This window comes from Paraburkholderia sp. SECH2 (assembly GCF_030464795.1).
Lineage (GTDB): Bacteria > Pseudomonadota > Gammaproteobacteria > Burkholderiales > Burkholderiaceae > Paraburkholderia > Paraburkholderia aspalathi.
The window spans coordinates 97463-114092 of sequence record NZ_JALPRH010000004.1; the positions used below are offsets into that span (position 1 = coordinate 97463).

The 16630-nt window shown below is 62.9% G+C and carries 13 protein-coding genes; 8 read left to right on the top strand and 5 right to left on the bottom strand.

The genetic code is table 11. From position 1 onward, the window contains the following. Positions 1–13: 13 nt before the first annotated feature. Together ligD and M0D66_RS09765 are read left to right on the top strand one after the other, a co-directional pair. Complete coding sequence (gene ligD / locus M0D66_RS09760; RefSeq protein WP_266210661.1) at positions 14–2929, top strand: DNA ligase D; 2916 nt, start codon at positions 14–16, stop codon at positions 2927–2929. A gap of 44 nt (positions 2930–2973) precedes the next feature. Beyond that, positions 2974–3276, top strand: a complete 303-nt coding sequence (locus M0D66_RS09765) for a hypothetical protein (protein ID WP_266210662.1) — start codon at positions 2974–2976, stop codon at positions 3274–3276. Positions 3277–3440: 164 nt separating this feature from the next. Here M0D66_RS09765 and M0D66_RS09770 read toward each other — a convergent pair whose 3' ends face one another. Continuing rightward, on the bottom strand, positions 3441–4406 hold the full coding sequence (locus tag M0D66_RS09770) for a LysR family transcriptional regulator (RefSeq protein ID WP_266210663.1): 966 nt from the start codon (positions 4404–4406) through the stop codon (positions 3441–3443). Between the two features lie 163 nt (positions 4407–4569). Between M0D66_RS09770 and M0D66_RS09775 the strand changes: the two genes are divergently transcribed. Together M0D66_RS09775 and M0D66_RS09780 are read left to right on the top strand one after the other, a co-directional pair. Further along, positions 4570–5586 (top strand): zinc-binding alcohol dehydrogenase family protein, encoded by a 1017-nt coding sequence (locus M0D66_RS09775; RefSeq protein ID WP_200621599.1) that lies wholly within the window; start codon positions 4570–4572, stop codon positions 5584–5586. Positions 5587–5875: 289 nt separating this feature from the next. After that, positions 5876–6439 (top strand): DUF6013 family protein, encoded by a 564-nt coding sequence (locus M0D66_RS09780; RefSeq protein WP_093632670.1) that lies wholly within the window; start codon positions 5876–5878, stop codon positions 6437–6439. Positions 6440–6548: 109 nt separating this feature from the next. Here M0D66_RS09780 and fetB read toward each other — a convergent pair whose 3' ends face one another. Together fetB and M0D66_RS09790 are read right to left on the bottom strand one after the other, a co-directional pair. Next, positions 6549–7355, bottom strand: coding sequence for an iron export ABC transporter permease subunit FetB (gene fetB, locus M0D66_RS09785; RefSeq protein WP_266210664.1), 807 nt, complete (start codon positions 7353–7355; stop codon positions 6549–6551). Further along, complete coding sequence (locus tag M0D66_RS09790; RefSeq protein ID WP_200621597.1) at positions 7352–8062, bottom strand: ATP-binding cassette domain-containing protein; 711 nt, start codon at positions 8060–8062, stop codon at positions 7352–7354. The genes fetB and M0D66_RS09790 overlap by 4 nt, the downstream gene beginning before the upstream one ends. 186 nt (positions 8063–8248) lie before the next feature. Between M0D66_RS09790 and M0D66_RS09795 the strand changes: the two genes are divergently transcribed. After that, positions 8249–10714, top strand: a complete 2466-nt coding sequence (locus tag M0D66_RS09795; protein WP_266210665.1) for an AsmA family protein — start codon at positions 8249–8251, stop codon at positions 10712–10714. Positions 10715–10852: 138 nt separating this feature from the next. Here M0D66_RS09795 and M0D66_RS09800 read toward each other — a convergent pair whose 3' ends face one another. Beyond that, positions 10853–11347, bottom strand: coding sequence for a hypothetical protein (locus M0D66_RS09800; protein ID WP_028196609.1), 495 nt, complete (start codon positions 11345–11347; stop codon positions 10853–10855). A 397-nt stretch (positions 11348–11744) separates the two neighbouring features. Between M0D66_RS09800 and M0D66_RS09805 the strand changes: the two genes are divergently transcribed. The 3 genes from M0D66_RS09805 to M0D66_RS09815 all read left to right on the top strand — a co-directional run bounded on the left by M0D66_RS09805 (position 11745) and on the right by M0D66_RS09815 (position 15984). Continuing rightward, on the top strand, positions 11745–13355 hold the full coding sequence (locus tag M0D66_RS09805; protein ID WP_266210666.1) for an ATP-binding protein: 1611 nt from the start codon (positions 11745–11747) through the stop codon (positions 13353–13355). A gap of 78 nt (positions 13356–13433) precedes the next feature. Then, on the top strand, positions 13434–13913 hold the full coding sequence (locus tag M0D66_RS09810; protein WP_054039505.1) for a response regulator: 480 nt from the start codon (positions 13434–13436) through the stop codon (positions 13911–13913). A gap of 79 nt (positions 13914–13992) precedes the next feature. Beyond that, a complete protein-coding gene (locus tag M0D66_RS09815; RefSeq protein ID WP_200621594.1) occupies positions 13993–15984 on the top strand; it encodes a response regulator in 1992 nt (663 codons plus the stop codon). Positions 15985–16155: 171 nt separating this feature from the next. Here M0D66_RS09815 and mscL read toward each other — a convergent pair whose 3' ends face one another. Continuing rightward, complete coding sequence (gene mscL / locus M0D66_RS09820) at positions 16156–16605, bottom strand: large conductance mechanosensitive channel protein MscL (protein ID WP_054039506.1); 450 nt, start codon at positions 16603–16605, stop codon at positions 16156–16158. Between the last annotated feature and the right edge of the window lie 25 nt (positions 16606–16630).

Sequence of the window (16630 nt, forward strand, 5' to 3'; positions counted from 1 at the left end):
CGAGTTCATCTCCATGAACGACAGGCTCGATCTCTACAGCCGCAAGCGCCGCTTCGGCGAAACGCCGGAGCCATCGGGCACGGCTGCGCGGAAGAAAGCCGGCCGCAAGAGCGCCGCGCGCATCTCGAACGAGGCGCTGTCATACGTGATTCAGGAGCACGACGCGCGGCGCTTGCATTACGACTTCCGCCTCGAACTGAACGGCACGTTATTGTCGTGGGCGGTGCCCAAGGGGCCGAGCCTCGACCCGTCGGTGAAGCGGCTCGCGGTGCATGTCGAAGATCATCCTGTCGAATACGGCTCTTTCGAAGGTGAGATCCCGCCTGGCAACTACGGCGCGGGGACCGTGATCGTGTGGGATCGCGGGACGTGGGAGCCGGTCGGCGGCGCGGCGGAGGCGGCCAGATCGTATAAGGCGGGCAAACTCAAGTTCCGGCTCTTTGGCGAAAAGCTGCACGGTGGCTGGACGCTGGTGCGCAGTCACATGCGCGGCAGTGGCGACAAGGAGCAGTGGCTGCTGATCAAGGAGCGCGACGATGAAGCCCGTGATCAGGACGAATACGACGTCTTGAAGGAGTGGCCTGGCAGCGTACTGGAGGGCAGTGGGTCGGCGGGCAAGCGCGCAAAGGCCACGAGAACCGCGACAAAAACGGCTGCGAGCGAGTCCACACGCCAGAGCGCAAGCAAGACCGGAGCGAGGACTGCAATCAAGGCCGCCAGGACTGCAAACGTCGCCAGTGCCAAAGAAACAGCATCGAACTCGAACATCACTGGCAGGAACCGCGCGAAAGCCAGCTCTTCAAGCCGTCCCGACCCGAAAAAAACCGACATCGTGTCGACCCGCAGCACACAGTCACTGCGCGAGCTTGCCGCATCGCCCTCAATTGAAGGCGCGGTCAAGGCCGCGTTGCCCGCCACCTTCAAGCCGCAACTGGCTACGCTCGTCGACGCCGCGCCACCCGGTGATGAATGGGCATACGAAATCAAGTTCGACGGCTATCGTGTGTTGACCCGCATCGATCGAAACGCAAAGACCCGTACGCTCAAGGTGTTCACGCGCGCAGGCAACGACTGGACCGCGAAGTTCGGCAAGCAGGTGAAGGCGTTCGAACGACTCGACATCGAAAGCGCCTGGCTCGACGGCGAAGCGGTGGTGCTAGACGACAACGGCGTACCGAGTTTTCAGGCGCTGCAAAACGCATTCGACGCGGACCGCCCGCAGGACATCGTCATCTATCTGTTCGACGTGCCGTTCCTTAACGGCTACGACTTGCGAGGCGTGCCACTCGAACAACGCCGCGCGATTCTGCGCGCGTTGCTGGAAGGCACGGATGGGCACGACGACAGCGTACTGCGCTTCTCGAACGACTTCGCGTTCAGCGCCGACGATCTGCTGAAGAGCGCGTGCGACATGGCGCTCGAAGGCATCATTGGCAAACGGCGCGATAGCGGTTACACCTCGGGGCGTTCGTCCGCATGGATCAAATTGAAATGCCGACGCCGCCAGGAATTCGTGATCGGCGGCTATTCGGAGCCGGCGGGTAGCCGTGCGGCGTTCGGTGCGTTGTTGCTTGGCATCTACGACGACAAAGGAAAACTGCAATACGCCGGCCGCGTCGGCACGGGCTTCGACGCGGCGTTGCTGCGCTCGCTCAAGAAGGAACTCGACGCGCACGCCACCAGCCGCATGCCGTTCGCCAGCACACCGCGCGAGCGTAGCCGAACGCCGGTGCATTGGGTCGAACCGGTGCTTGTCTGCGAATGCAATTTCGCTGAATGGACGAGCGAGGGCATCGTGCGGCAGGCGTCGTTCGTGAGTCTGCGTAATGACAAACCGGCGCGGCAGATCGTCAGGGAAGCATCCCGTAAAGGAGCCGATGTGCAGGAGCAAACCGATACCGCATCCGACACCGTGGCGAAGAAGCGCGCGACGAAAAAGAACGCTGCGAGTGCCGCATCCGAGTCCGCTAAAAAAGGTGCAGTGAAGACGCCCGCAACAAAAACCACGGCAGCGAAATCAAAAACCGCTGCAACACCGGCCTCAGTCGCCGGCGTCCGCGTATCCCATCCCGACCGCGTCATCGACAAAAGCACCGGCATCCGCAAAATCGATCTCGTGCGCTACTACGAATCGGTCGCCGACTGGATGCTGCCGCATCTGCAAGACCGGCCGGTCTCGCTGGTGCGCGCGCCCGAGGACATCGGCGGCGAGCTGTTTTTCCAGAAGCATAGCCAGAAGCTGTCGATTCCTAACGTCACGCAGCATCCCGGACTCGATCCTGGTCATCCACCGCTGATTACCGTCGATACCCTCAAGGCGCTGGTCGGCGCCGCCCAGATGGGCACGATCGAATTTCACACGTGGAATGCCGTGGTGTCGAACATCGAAAAACCCGATCGCATGGTGTTCGATCTCGACCCGGACGCATCGCTCGGTTGGGAGCGGATGATCGAGGCCGCGCAACTGACGCGCTCGCTGCTCGAAGAACTCGGCCTGACCTCGTTCTGCAAGACGAGTGGCGGCAAGGGATTCCATGTGGTGGTGCCGCTCGCTAAACATGCCGGCTGGGACGAGGTGAAGACCTTTTCGCAAGCCGTCGCGCAGCATATGGCGACGACGTTGCCCAAGTACTTCAGCGCGAAGATGGGCGCCCAGAATCGCAAGCAGAAGATCTTTGTCGATTACCTCCGCAACAACCGCGGCTCGAGTACGGTGGCCGCATTCTCGGCACGCGCCCGACCGGGGCTGGGCGTTTCAGTGCCGCTCTCGTGGGACGAAGTCGCCACCACCACGAGCGGCGATCAATGGACCATCGAAAACGTACATGAGCGTCTCGCAGACCTCGAGCGCGACCCGTGGGCGGACTACGCAAAGACACGTCAACGCATCACCGCAGCGATGAGAAAGCGTCTGGATGAAGCGGAGTGACCGCGCCCCAGCCGACCTGATTCAACCTGAAAAAGGAGCAAACCATGAAGACCTCAGCGCAATCGTCCGACGGCGAGAAGCAGGCCGACCCGCATGCAAAGATGACTCCGCGTTCACGCGAGGAAGCGTCGGCGCCGCTGCCGCATGAAACCGATCAGGACCCGGAATCGCAACATGAAGACGCTCCGCGTCGTGTCGGCAAGCAGGCGCATCGCGACATCGAGCGCGGACTGAAGGACACGGACCGCCGCGGCGGTGACGAGTATCAGCAAAAGACGCAGAACGATGCGCACGTGGACGTCAACTCCGATGGCAAAGCAAGTGGTGGCAGGTCCAGCAAGCGCTGATGTTAGGTGCGCGCTGATCCGCGTAAAACGTTGCGTCGTGCTGGTCCGGCGCGTCCGCAAATGAGCCGTCGCGGCTGCACTTTGAACCGGATCCTATGCGCTCGCACCGAGGCCATCGGTGATCACTCAGCGCCTTGGTGCGGCCCAGCGTTTGGCCCACCGGCTCACCCCGGCTCCACATCCCAGTAAGGTGGATCGCCGAAATGCGCGACAAGGAACTCAATAAACGCGACCGTCTTCGGCGGCACGAACGCACGGCTTGGATAGACCGCCCAGATCGCCACTTGCTCCGCGAGCGGATAGGTGTCGAGCACGCTGACCAGTTCGCCGCTGCGCAGATACGGCGCCACGTCCCAGGTCGACTTGAGCGCGATGCCGAAACCGGCTAGCAGGGCGTCGCGAATGACTTCGCCGTTGTCGACGACGAGGCGTCCGCTCACGCGCACCGTAAGCGGTCCGGCGGGCGTCACGAATGCCCAATCGCGTTGGTCCGACAGGATGATGCATTCGTGCTGGGCGAGGTCCGAAGGATGGTGCGGCGCCCCACGCGCGGCGAGGTAAGTGGGCGCCGCGCATAGCACGCGGCGGTTGACGGCGAGGCGCCGCGCCACCAGCGACGAATCCTTGAGCACGCCGACTCGGATCGCCACGTCGATACCCGCATCGACCAGATCGACCATCTGATCCGTCAGACGCAGATCGACGCTCACGCCGGGATAGCGGCGCAGAAATTCGCTGATTACTGGCGATACGTGCTGCCGCCCGAACGACGATGGCATCGACACCCGCAAGCGCCCCTGCGGCTCGGCCTGCGCGCGGCCCACCGAGGCGCGCGCGGCATCGGCTGCGTCGAGCAGCGCCTCAGCGCGTGTCATGAACACTTCGCCGTCCTGCGTGAGACTGATGCGACGGGTGGTCCGATGCAGCAGCCGCGCGCCGAGGAGCCTTTCCAACTGCGCGATGCGCGAACTCGCCACCGCTGCCGACAGGCCGAATTCGCGGCCGGCCGCCGACACGTTGGCGAGCAGGGCGGCCCGCACGAACAGGGCGACGTCGAGCAGATCGAGTCGTTCCCGTTCGCCGGACGAGGGCTTGACGGCGGGTTTCACGGAGTCGGCAGGATGGTCCATTCTTCTGAAATTCAAAAAGATGTTTCAGTCATTATGATGCTTTTATGAGAATAAGAACCGCCTTAGGATGACGGCAATGCGATCGAATAGCCCTGCACGGCGCGAGGCGCTGTCGGCACCGATCGCCGGTTTCTCAACCTCATCAGAAAAAACAGGAGCTGTGATGAAAGCTGTAGGTCTCCATCGTTACTTGCCGATCGATCATGCCGAGTCGCTGGTCGATGTCGAAATTCCCAAACCCGAAGCCGCCGGCCGTGACCTGCTGGTGAAGGTGGAAGCCATCTCGGTCAATCCGGTCGACACCAAGGTGCGCGCCCCGAAAGACACCGTCGAGAAAGCGCCGCGGGTGCTCGGCTGGGACGCCGCCGGCACGGTGGTGGCGGTTGGCCCCGACGTCACGCTGTTCAAAGTTGGCGACCCGGTTTTCTATGCGGGCAGCATCACCCGGCCGGGCGCGAATAGCGAGTTCCATCTGGTCGACGAACGCATTGCCGGGCGCAAGCCGGCGTCGCTCGATTTCACACACGCGGCCGCTTTGCCGTTGACCGCGATCACGGCGTGGGAAGCACTCTTCGACCGCCTCGGCGTGTCACCGCAAGGCGCGGATGAAGGCCGCACGGTGCTGATCATCGGCGGCGCGGGCGGGGTCGGTTCGATCGGCATTCAGCTGGCCAAGCAACTCGCGAAACTCAAAGTGATTGCGACCGCCTCGCGCCCTGAATCGGCGAAGTGGGCGACGGAGTTGGGCGCGGATCATATCGTCGATCACTTCGACCATATGCCCGCGCAGTTGAAAAAGCTCGGCATCGACCAGGTCGATTACGTGCTGATCTTCAACGATACCGACAGTAATTTCCCAGCAGCCGCCGAAGTGGTCAAGCCGCAAGGCGGCATCTGCACGATCGTCGAAAACAGCCAGCCGGTGCCTGTCGAACTGCTGAAGGCGAAAAGCGCCGCGTTCCACTGGGAGTTCATGTTCACGCGTTCGATGTTCGGCACGCCGGACATGATCGAGCAGCATAAGCTGCTCACCGAGGTGGCGCGTCTCGTCGATGCGGGCACGTTGCGCACGACGGTCGGCCAGAATCTCGGCACGATCAACGCCGACAATCTGCGCCGTGCGCATCGACTGCTCGAAGAGGGGCGCGCGATCGGCAAGCTGGTGCTGACGGGCTTCTAGCCAGAGCTGGGGTTGGCGTTCCTGTCACGTCGCACCCGCAGAAAACGCCTCAACGCAAGCGGGGTAACACCCGATTCGTATGAAGCGCGCACGGCGCCGCTTGGCGGTAGACTGGTGGGGCATCATGCTAAAACAGTTGCGCGTCTCGCGGCTCGTCTGGCAGGGCCTCAGCCGGGTGTGAACCAGGTGCTACCAGGTATTAACTCGGCGTGAATCAGGCTCCAGTCAGGCAGTGCATTGGCAGTAGCGCTAGAGCGGGCGCGCAGCGGTACAACAACGAGGTGACAGTATGAGCTCAAGCTTCAAACTCTCCGCCGTTTCAGTTGTTGCTTCTCTCGCATGCGCGCTCGCGCCCGGCATGCTCGTGACGACAGCTCACGCAGCCACGCCGATCACAGTGACGTCGCAGTCCGCCCTCGACGGTCCGATCCGCTATACGGTCCGTGTCACGTCGAAGCAGTTCGGCAATTCACAGGAAACGCGTACGATCCGCTCCGGCGAATCAGACGACTTCACGTGGAAGACGGTGCCCCCAGGCGGCCCCGTGCCCGCGACGGATAGCTGCCCGAATTACTCGTCGCTGCCAACCGATACCAACGGCGCGATGATTCGCCAGACGCAGATCCGTTTTGCGCCGGTCGTCGGCAGTGACGGCACCGCGTCAGTGCAATTGAGCTTCCAGGCGCAGACCCCGCATGGCGTCAAGACGGTGACGAGCGGTGGCAAAACGCTCAAGTGTCCGAACAGCGTGGCCGTCAGCCAGATTCTGCGTTTTACGATGCCGACCAACGGCAGCACGAAAACGTTGACGCTTAGTGACGGCACCGAAGTGGCGGTCACCGCGAAACGCTGAAGGCCACGCGTGAGGTCTGCGCGATGAGCGGAGACCTCACGCGCGCGGCCGATGAGGCAAACCGCGAACGGGCGACGCCAGCCGCGTCGCCCGTTCGCGGTTTGCCCCATCAACGCTGCGCCGCGGGCCGCTCCACCAGCCGCGCCGACAGAAACCGGTGCTCCGCCGAGAAGAGCCGCCGATACGTGAGCAGCATCGCGCCCACCGTCCCCAGGGCTGAGGCCGCGGCGATCAGGAACATGATCACGATCTGATAACGCACAGCTTGCAACGGCGACTGACCGGCCAGCACCTGCCCGGTCATCATGCCGGGCAAACTCACCACGCCGACCACGGCCATCTGATTCAAGGTGGGCATCATGCCCGCGCGCACCGCCTGGCGCGCCGGCGCCTGCGCCGCTTCCCAACGGGTCGCGCCGAGTGCGAGCGCCATATCCACACGGTCGCGCCGCGCGGTCAGTTCCTCGGTCATCCGTTCGATGCCGAGCGACACGCCGGTGAGCGTATTGCCGAGGATCATGCCGAGAATCGGAATCGCGTACTGCGGCTCGTACCATGGGTGAATGCGGATCACGACGAAGAGTCCGACCGCGGCCACCAACCAGGAACTGACCCAGATCGACAGCACGCTGTCCGCACGCTGCCCGGCGTAGGTGCGGCTGCCGCGCTGTGCGCCCGCGAAGCCGGCGATCAGCGTCATCACGATCATCAAGGGCAGCACCACGAACCAATGGTCATAGCGGAACACCCAGCCGAGCACATAGCCGATCGCCAGCAATTGCACGACGGTGCGTACCGCCGCCCACGCGAGCTTGCGTTCGAGATCGAGCTTGAGCGCCACCGACACGGCACCGTTCACCACGATCAGCAATGCGGCGATCGCGACGTCCCAGAGACTCAGATTTTGCAATGTCATTGGCCGAGCTCCTGGTGCGCGGGCGTCACGGGGGATTCGTCGAGCACGCCGGCGCGCATCGTGAGGTGCCGCTCGCTCATGCGCGCGGCTTGCGCGGGATCGTGCGACACCCACATCGACGCATGCCGGCCGGGTTCGGCCGCGAACCACGCGTGCACCAAAGCCTCGATCGCATGCGACGACTCCGGATCGAGCGAAGCGGTGGGTTCATCGAGCAGCAGCACTTCAGGCGCGAGTTGCAGAACGCGAATCAGCGCGGTGATCTGCGCTTCTCCGCCGGACAACTCGCTCGCGCGCTTGTCGAGAAAATCGTCGCCGCGGCCGGCCTGAGCGGCGAGGCCTGCAGCACGCGCGCGATCGAAGCGCACGTCGCGATAGGTCCGCAATTCGAACGGGTAACGTAGGTTGTCTTCGACGCTGCCGTCGAGCAGCGCGGGTCGCTGCCGGATATACGCGACGTTGCGCCGGTAACGCGGAATGGCGGCGCGCTCGACCGCCGCGCCGTGCCACATGATGCGTCCCGCATCGAGCGGATCGAGCAGGGCGAGGGCGCGCAGAAACACGCTCTTGCCCGAACCTGACGGCCCGGTGACCGCGACGCGGTCGCCGGCGCAAAGGGCGAAGGTCGTCGGCTGCAGCAGCGTTTGTCCGCGCAATGCATCGCGCCGGGCGATGCCTTCAGCGGAGACGAAGGGAACATCTGACATGAGTTGGATCGTGGTGGATTTTTTCGTGGATTCGGAGGCCGCCATGACATTTCCTTACGTTTCCATGGCCGGGAGACCTGTGCCGGCGCTGTGCGGCATGATAAAACGACCCCTATTAGACAATACCACCGGGCACGATACGTGCTGGTCCCCATGCACAACGAAGAAAAAAGACGGAGCTTTTCAATGGCAGTGTCGAGCACGATTGGAAGACGGATAGGAAAAATCATCGCATGGTTGCTGGCGATCATCGTCATTCTGATTGTCGCCCTGGCAATCTTCATCCTGACCTTTGACTGGAACCGGGCGCGCCCCTACATCGACGACAAGGTTACGCAGGCGATCGGCCGGCCGTTCGCGATCAACGGCGATCTGAAAGTAGGCTGGCAGCATCCGGTCGGCGAAACCGGCTGGCGTGGCTGGGTGCCCTGGCCGCGTTTCTCAGCGGCCAATATCACGGTAGGCAATCCCGACTGGGCCAAACAGCCGCACTTCGCGACGCTGGACGAAATCGACTTCCAGGTCAAGGTGCTGCCGCTGCTCGCGCATGACATCGTGATTCCCGCGATCAACCTTGTGAATCCTTCCGTCGACCTCGAACGACTGCTCGACGGGCGCAACAACTGGACCTTCAAACTGGCATCTTCCAGCGGCCCTTCCGAATGGAAGCTCGATCTGCACGACATCGCCTTTGCCAAAGGCAATATCGCGCTCTCGGATCAGCAGCAGAAGGTCGAGATGCAGATGGCCATCGATACGCTCGGCCAGCCGATTCCGATCGGCGAAGTGATGAAGCAGCAGGAGACGGCGTCGCGCAGCGCATCGGCGGAGGCGGTCGGTAAAGCGGGTGCGAGCAAGCTGACGGCGCAGGCTAACGCGCAGGCCGCATCGGAAGCGGCGGCAGCGTCCGCGGCGGCGGCTTCCGGCGCTTCGTCGACCGATATCAACGCGTCGGGCGCGACAGCGGCCACTGGCGCGTCGGGCGCGCTGATTGCCGGCGGAGCGAGCGAGGGCGCAAGCGGCGCCGCCGTAGCCTCGGCGCCGAACGCCAGCGAGGCAGGCGCGGCAACCGGCGCAAAGCCGACGATCCCGCCGTACGCGATCGGTTGGACCGTCAAGGGCACCTACAACAAGACGCCGGTTTCCGGCAGCGGCAAGGTGGGCGGCGTGCTGGCGTTGCAGGACGCGAACCGGCCGTTCCCTGTCCAGGCCGACGTGAAGGCCGGCGATCTGCGCGTCGGCCTCGTGGGCACGATTACCGATCCGGCGCATCTTGCCGCGGTCGATCTGCGTCTCTGGCTGCAAGGCAACAGCCTGGCGCGGCTATATTCGCTGACGGGCGTGACCTTGCCCGACACGCCGCCGTATGCCACCGAAGGGCGCCTGGTCGGCCAGTTCAAGCCCGGCGCCAACGTCTTCAAGTATGAAAATTTTACAGGCCGGGTGGGTGGCAGCGATCTGAATGGCTCGCTGACCTACACGGCCCGTGAGCCGCGTCCGCTGTTGCAGGGCGAACTGGTGTCGCATCTGCTGCAATTCGCCGATCTGGCGCCGGTCATCGGCGCGGATTCGAAGGCCAGCAAGGCCAAACGCGGCGATGCGACCGCGCAGCCCGCCAACAAGGTCCTGCCGGTCGAAGAATTCCGCACCGATCGCTGGAAGGCGATCGACGCCGACGTAAAGTTCACGGGGCGCCGCATCGTCAAGGACGCCAATCTGCCGATTACTGACCTGTACACGCACGTCGTGATGACCGACGGCGTGCTGTCGCTCGAACCGCTGAAGTTCGGCGTGGCGGGTGGCTCGCTGTCATCGGATATTCATCTGGACGGCAGCACGACGCCGCTAAAGGGCCGCTTCGCGACCTCAGCGCGGCATCTGAAGCTCAAGCAGCTGTTCCCGGACTTCAAGACGATGCAGAACGCGCTCGGCGAAATCAACGGCGACGCCGCGCTCACCGCGACCGGCAATTCGCCGGCGGCATTGGCGGCGACGTCGAACGGCGAGGTGAAAGCCTTGATCACCGACGGCACGGTAAGCCGCCTGCTGATGGAAGCCGCGGGTCTGAACGTGGCGAACGTGGTCTATGAAAAGCTGTTCGGCAATCGCGACGTGAAGATCAACTGCGCGGCGGCGGATTTTGTCGCGACGAACGGTGTGCTGGATTCGCGTGTGTTCGCGCTCGACACGGACGACGCGGTCATCAATATCGACGGCAACGTGAACCTGCGCGACGAATCGATGGATCTTGGCGTGCATCCGCATACCAAGGGTTTCCGGGTGTTTTCGCTGCGCTCGCCGCTGTATGTGAAGGGGACGTTCAAGGATCCGCACGTCGGCGTGAATGCCACCGCGCTGGCGCTGCGGGGGGGCGCCGTAATCGGGCTCGGGTTGATCAATCCGTTTGCGGCGCTGATTCCGCTGCTGGCGCCCAGCAATAACAAACCGCTGCCGTGCGGGGAGTTGCTGGCGCAGGTTCGTCAGGCGCCGACCGCGCCGGCGCCGGGTATGAAACAACAGCCCAAGCCGGCCATTTCCCTTGACGGCGCGCCGGTGAACAAGTCTTCCGCAGGCGCTTCCTCACCGGCTGCGGGCGACAGGAAGCCTGCGGTCACGTCGCCGCCCACGGGAGCTGAATACAAGGGGAGTTAATGTTTTCTGCTGCGTCGGCGGACTGGTGGAGTTGGTTCTTCGGGTCTGGCCTTGCCTTTATTTTCTTGTGGCTGATTAGCGTTCCCCCAATACGGAGCGAACACTAATCAGTCGCAACAGGCAAAGGAAAGAAAAGAATTACCGTAGCGAGCGCGGAGCAGCATCTCCCGCCGCGTCCTGCCTGCGAACCCCGCGCCGGGCGCCGCCAACGCGGGTGGCGCCAAACTCCGTCAGAATCTTGCCGCGGGCCCGGCTGGCAAAGACCAGGAACCCGAATCCGTCGGCCTCATACCAATACCCGCCGTTCTCGAGACCATCGAGCGGCTGTTCCAATGCATTGGTAATGGATTCGATACAACGCCGCCGCAATTCGGCGGGCGCGGGATAGGGCGGCTGGGCGCCGCGGACGCTGCACAGAAGAACGTCGAGGCCGGGCAGCACATGCGCATAGAGCACCGGCTCGTCCTGTGCGCGAGCGCGCGCAATTTTGGTGTCGAGCTGACCGAACGGCTTGAAATGCCGTAGTACCGCGAGGAACGACTCATCGCCGTCCACCTTCGCGCGTCTACGCTTTTTCGGGAAGGACATAAAAATTCGCCTGAAAAAGAATTGCAAGAAACGCAGCGTCCTCATGCGACAACTCCCGGCTTCGCGCGCCGCACGTCGATCTTTTATAGCATACGACAAGGCCGGATTCACGATGATTCGGCTTCTACGCCGTTCTCACCGCCTCCCGCACGAATCATGCCGAACCGCCTCGCCGCGCGCTTTCGCTTCCCAGCACATCTGTCTCCATCATAGACGCACGCGCCGCCGAAAAAACAACTCGTATCAATAAAAAAGTCATTTTTATGTGGGCGAGCGCATCTAGCCGCTACGTTGAAATATCTCACATTCACGTCGATAATGGCCCGTCCGGCTGCACCGCGGCGTGCTGGCCAGTCCTGCACCGCAACGGCCCGCCCGCATGCCGAGGCGAGGCGCATGGTCCGTGCGTACTGCCGTGGCTTGAACGACCCTTCGGGCGAACATGAAACTATTCACCAAGGGTCTGCTGCTGATTGCAGTGCCGAGCGCGGTCGAGCTGGCGCTTCTGGGCGTCGTCTTCGATACCCAGGAGCAAACAGCGCAGGCCGCGCGGTGGGTCAGCAACAGCAAGCAGATCCTTTATCAGTCGTCGGCTATTGTCGATCCGCTGCTGCGTCAGGCCGCGCGGGTCCGCACGGGTATGGTCGTCGGCGATCCGTCGTTTGTCGACCGCCATACTGTATGGGTCGATCTCGGCGACCGCCTGTCGAATCTGGAAACGCTGGTGGCCGATACGCCGCAACAGGTCACGCGTGTGCGCAAGATGCAACAGGCGATCGACGCGTATCGCATGCAGGCCACTGAGATCTCGCAGGCGCTGCGTGCCGGACACAACCTGAATTCGTTTGCCGCGCAGGACACGGGTGCGCTGCCCCAGCAGATCGCACTGTTTCGCGATCAGCTTACCGAGTTCGGCAACGAGGCTTCGCGGCTCGACACCGAGCGCGGCGCGGCCCTGGCACGGCGCCGCGAACGCCAGCAATATGCGCTGATCGCCGCGGTGTTGGGCTCGATGCTGATCTGGGCGGCCACTGCGGTCGTGTTCGCGCGCAGTATTGGCCGGCGGCTGGAGGTATTGACCGGCAATGCCGAGCGCCTGGGCAGTGGGCGGCAGCTTGCGGCGCCGCTCTCCGGCAGCGACGAAATTGCCGCGCTCGACGCCGTGCTGCATCAGACGGGTGAACGCCTGCGTGAGGCCGAAGGCGAGCAGGCCAAGCTGAAAGTGCGGCTCGAAGCGCGCGCGCGGGAACTGGCAGGCGTCAACGAGGAACTGCGCCAGGAGACGCAAGACAACGAGATGTTCATCTACAGCGTGTCGCACGATTTGCGCTCGCCGCTGGTGAATCTGCAAGGATTTTCGAAAGAATTGCAGGTGTCGTGCGACGATCTCGACAGCCTCGTCGAGGCGGCCAAACTGCCGGAAGCCGAACATCGGCGTATGACGCATATTCTTGACGGCGACGTGCGCGAGTCTCTGCAATATCTACGCACCGCGGTGACGCGGGCGGCGGCGATCATCGACGCGCTGTTGCGGATTTCACGCGCCGGGCGGCTCGAATATCAGTGGCAGCGGGTGAGCGTCGGGCGGGTGGTGGGCAAAGTGGTCGATGCATTGCAAGGCGCCATCAGCCAGCGCGGTACGGTGGTGACCGTGCGCGAGTTGCCGCCTGCATGGGGCGACCCGGGTGCGATCGAGCAGATTTTCGGCAACCTGATCGGTAACGCGCTCAATTATCTCGACCCGGCGCGCAACGGGCGCATCGAGATCGGCGCGCTGGAGCCGGAACCGGTCGACGAAACCGAGCCGCGCGCGTTGCGCACGCGCACCTATTATGTGCGAGACAACGGACTCGGGATTCCGGCGGCGTATATGTCGAAGGTATTCAGGGCGTTTCAGCGCCTGCATGGCGACGTCGCGAACGGAGACGGCATCGGCCTCGCGGTGGTGCGGCGTATGGTAGAACGGCATGGCGGCCGCGTTTGGGTCGAGTCGGCCGAAGGTGCGGGATCGACTTTTTTTGTCGTGTTACCAGAACAGCCTGCGCGCAATTGAACCGCGACCGGCGCGAGAGAAAACGGTGGGGATAGTTAAAAGCATGATGCAAAAACGGATTGTCAGTACGGAGGGCATATGAGTCACGGGGAAACGGTCAGTATCGTGCTGATCGAAGATGACGACGGCCACGCCACGCTGGTCGAGCGCAATCTGCGCCGCGCCGGTATTTCGAACGGTTTCGTGCGCTTTCGCGACGGCCAGCAGGCTCTTGATTATTTCTTTGGTCCGGCGCCGGCGGACCCCGCTGCCAGTCCTTACCCACCTCGCGAAGATCTGACGAATTTCGTCGTGCTGCTCGATCTGAAAATGCCGCGCGTGGATGGCTTCGAGGTGCTGCGGCGTCTGAAGGATTCGCCACAGACAGCCGCGGTGCCCGTGATCGTGCTGACCACGACCGATGATCCGCGCGAAATCGCGCGCTGTTACGAACTCGGCTGCAACGTCTATATCACCAAGCCGGTCGAATATGATGCGTTCATCGAAGCGGTGCGCCGTCTCGGCTTCTTCCTGCAGGTGGTCAAACTGCCCTCGGGCCACCGGCTGGCCGCGCCGTGACAGAAGATTCACATGAAGGCGCTCCCAAAGCGACCCATGACAAGATAGCCACACCAGACCTAGCCAGAGAAGACTCCGCATGACCGAAGACGTGTCCACGCAGCCTGCCGCGTATGTGCTGGTCGTCGATGACGACGAAGGCATCCTGCGGCTCGCGCGCAAGTCGCTCGAACGCGCCGGCTGCCGGGTTGCCATCTGCGCGCAGGTCGAAGCGGCCCGCGCGCGTCTCGCCGCGGGTGCACCCGACCTGCTCGTGCTCGACTACCAGCTCAGCGGGCCGGAGACCGGCCTCGATTTCTTTCGCCGCCTGCGTGCGGAAGGCGTGCGGATCCCCGCCATCCTCGTGACCGGTTTTACTGACGAATCGCGTGTGATCGAAGCCTTGCGCGCGGGCGTATCCGACGTTGTGCCGAAATCCGGCGACTACCTCGATTACCTGCCCGAGGCGGTGGAGCGGGTGCTTTCCCAGGTGCGTTTGCAGAAGGCCTCGGACGAAGCCTTGCTGCTGCGCGATCGCGAACAGCATTACCGAACCTTGTCAGAGGCGTTGCCGCACCTCGTGCTGACCTGCAACGCCGCGGGCGATTGCGATTTCCTCTCGAAGCAGTGGTTCGACTACACCGGGCTGGCGGAAAGCAGTTCGCATGGTCTCGCGTGGCTCGAAGCGGTGCATCCCGACGATCGCGAAGAGATTCGCCGCACCTGGCTCAAAGCGGTGACGGGCGGCGCCGGTGACTATCGGCACGAACTGCGGATTCGGCGCCACGACGGCGCCTATCGCTGGTTCGACATCCGCGCGGTCGCCATGCGCGACGCCGAAGGCAACGTCAGCAAGTGGTTCGGCAGTTGCACGGACATTCATCCGCAGCGCGAGGCGATCGAGGAACGCGAACGGCTGCTCGCCTCGGAGCAGGCCGCCCGCCAGATCGCCGAAGAAGCCAATCGTGCGAAAGACCGCTTCCTCGCCATGCTGTCGCACGAATTGCGCACACCGCTCACGCCTGTTCTGGCAGGAGCTAGCGTGCTGGAGATGATCCCGGGTCTGCCCGATCAGGCGCGTGCGAGCGTGCGCATGATTCGCCGCAATGTCGAACTCGAAGCGCGCCTGATCGACGACCTGCTCGATCTCACGCGCGTGGCGAACGGCAAGCTGCGTTTGTCGCTTGAAACCGTCGACGTGCACGAGGTGATCGACAGCGTGCTCGAACTGTTTCGCAGCGAGATCCAGGTCAAGCAGCAGGATGTGCACGTCTGCACGAATGCGCAGCACCATTACGTGCTCGCCGACCGCGCGCGGCTGCAACAGATGCTGTGGAACCTGATTCGCAACGCCGCCAAGTTCACGCCGGACGGCGGCCATATCTACGTGCGCACGCACGATGAACGCATGCATGTGCAGATCTCGGTCGAGGATACGGGCATCGGCATCGAGCCCGAGCAGATCGGCAAACTGTTCAACGCGTTCGAGCAGGGCAACCAGAACATGACGCGGCAATTTGGCGGCCTGGGTCTCGGTCTCGCGATCACGAAGGCCCTGACTGACGTGCACGGCGGTACAGTGGTCGCACAGAGCCCGGGCGCGCACTGCGGCGCGACTTTCACGATCACGCTGCCGACCGCCGCCGCGCCTGAGGAGCTCACGCCCGTTGCAGCGCCGGATGAGGTGCGTCATCACGGCCAGCTGACCATTCTGCTGATCGAAGACCACGTGGATACCGCCGAGGTGATGGCGCAGCTGATTCGCAGCCTGGGTCACGACGTGACCATGGTGGGCCGTGTGGACGATGCGCTCGCCGCCACCCAGTCGCAGACGTTCGATCTGGTAATCAGCGACGTGGGCTTGCCCGACGGCACGGGCCTCGATTTCGTCAAAGCGTTCCGCGAGCGTTCGGATGCGCCGGCAGTCGCGTTGACCGGCTTCGGTACTGACGACGATGTGCGCCGTTGCCTGAGCGCCGGCTTTACTTCGCATCTGACCAAGCCTGTCAATTTCGGACAGCTCGAGACGATGATCGAAAGCGCGGTGAATCAGAAGGCAGAAAAGAACGAAGGGGACGAAAAGAACGCTTAGTGTATTCGCCACGTCGACTCGACGCAGGTGGCGTAATCTGCACGCGGTATGAAAAAGGCCTGTAGCGATTTCCTCGCGACAGGCCTTATTTATTTGCGCCGCTTAATGTGTCGACGCGAACGTTTAACGTGGTTCAGGTTGATCCAACTTGGGTGACTTAACTCCAGCGGCTCAACGCGGCGACGAGCTCTTCAGCGAATCGCGGATTTCACGCAGCAGCACGACTTCTTCCGGCGTTGGCGCCGGTTCTGCCGGCGCGGCTTCAGCCGGCTTGCGCAGATTATTGATGAACTTGACCATCAGGAAAATGATGAACGCGAGGATCACGAAGTTGATGGCCACGGTGATAAACGAGCCATAACCGAACACTGCCACGCCCGCCGTCTGCAAGTCTTTATACGACTCGGGACTGCCTTTGAAGCTGGCGGGAATATCGCCGAGGCGAACGAACTTGTTGGAGAAATCGAGGCCGCCAGTGGCAACGCCGACAACCGGCATGATCAGGTCTTTAACAATTGAATTGACGATGGTGGAAAATGCGCCGCCGATAATCACCCCGACGGCGAGATCCATTACGTTGCCTTTGAGGGCAAATTCCTTGAATTCCTTGATCATGCTCATATACGTTCCTCCCAGAAGTCGATTA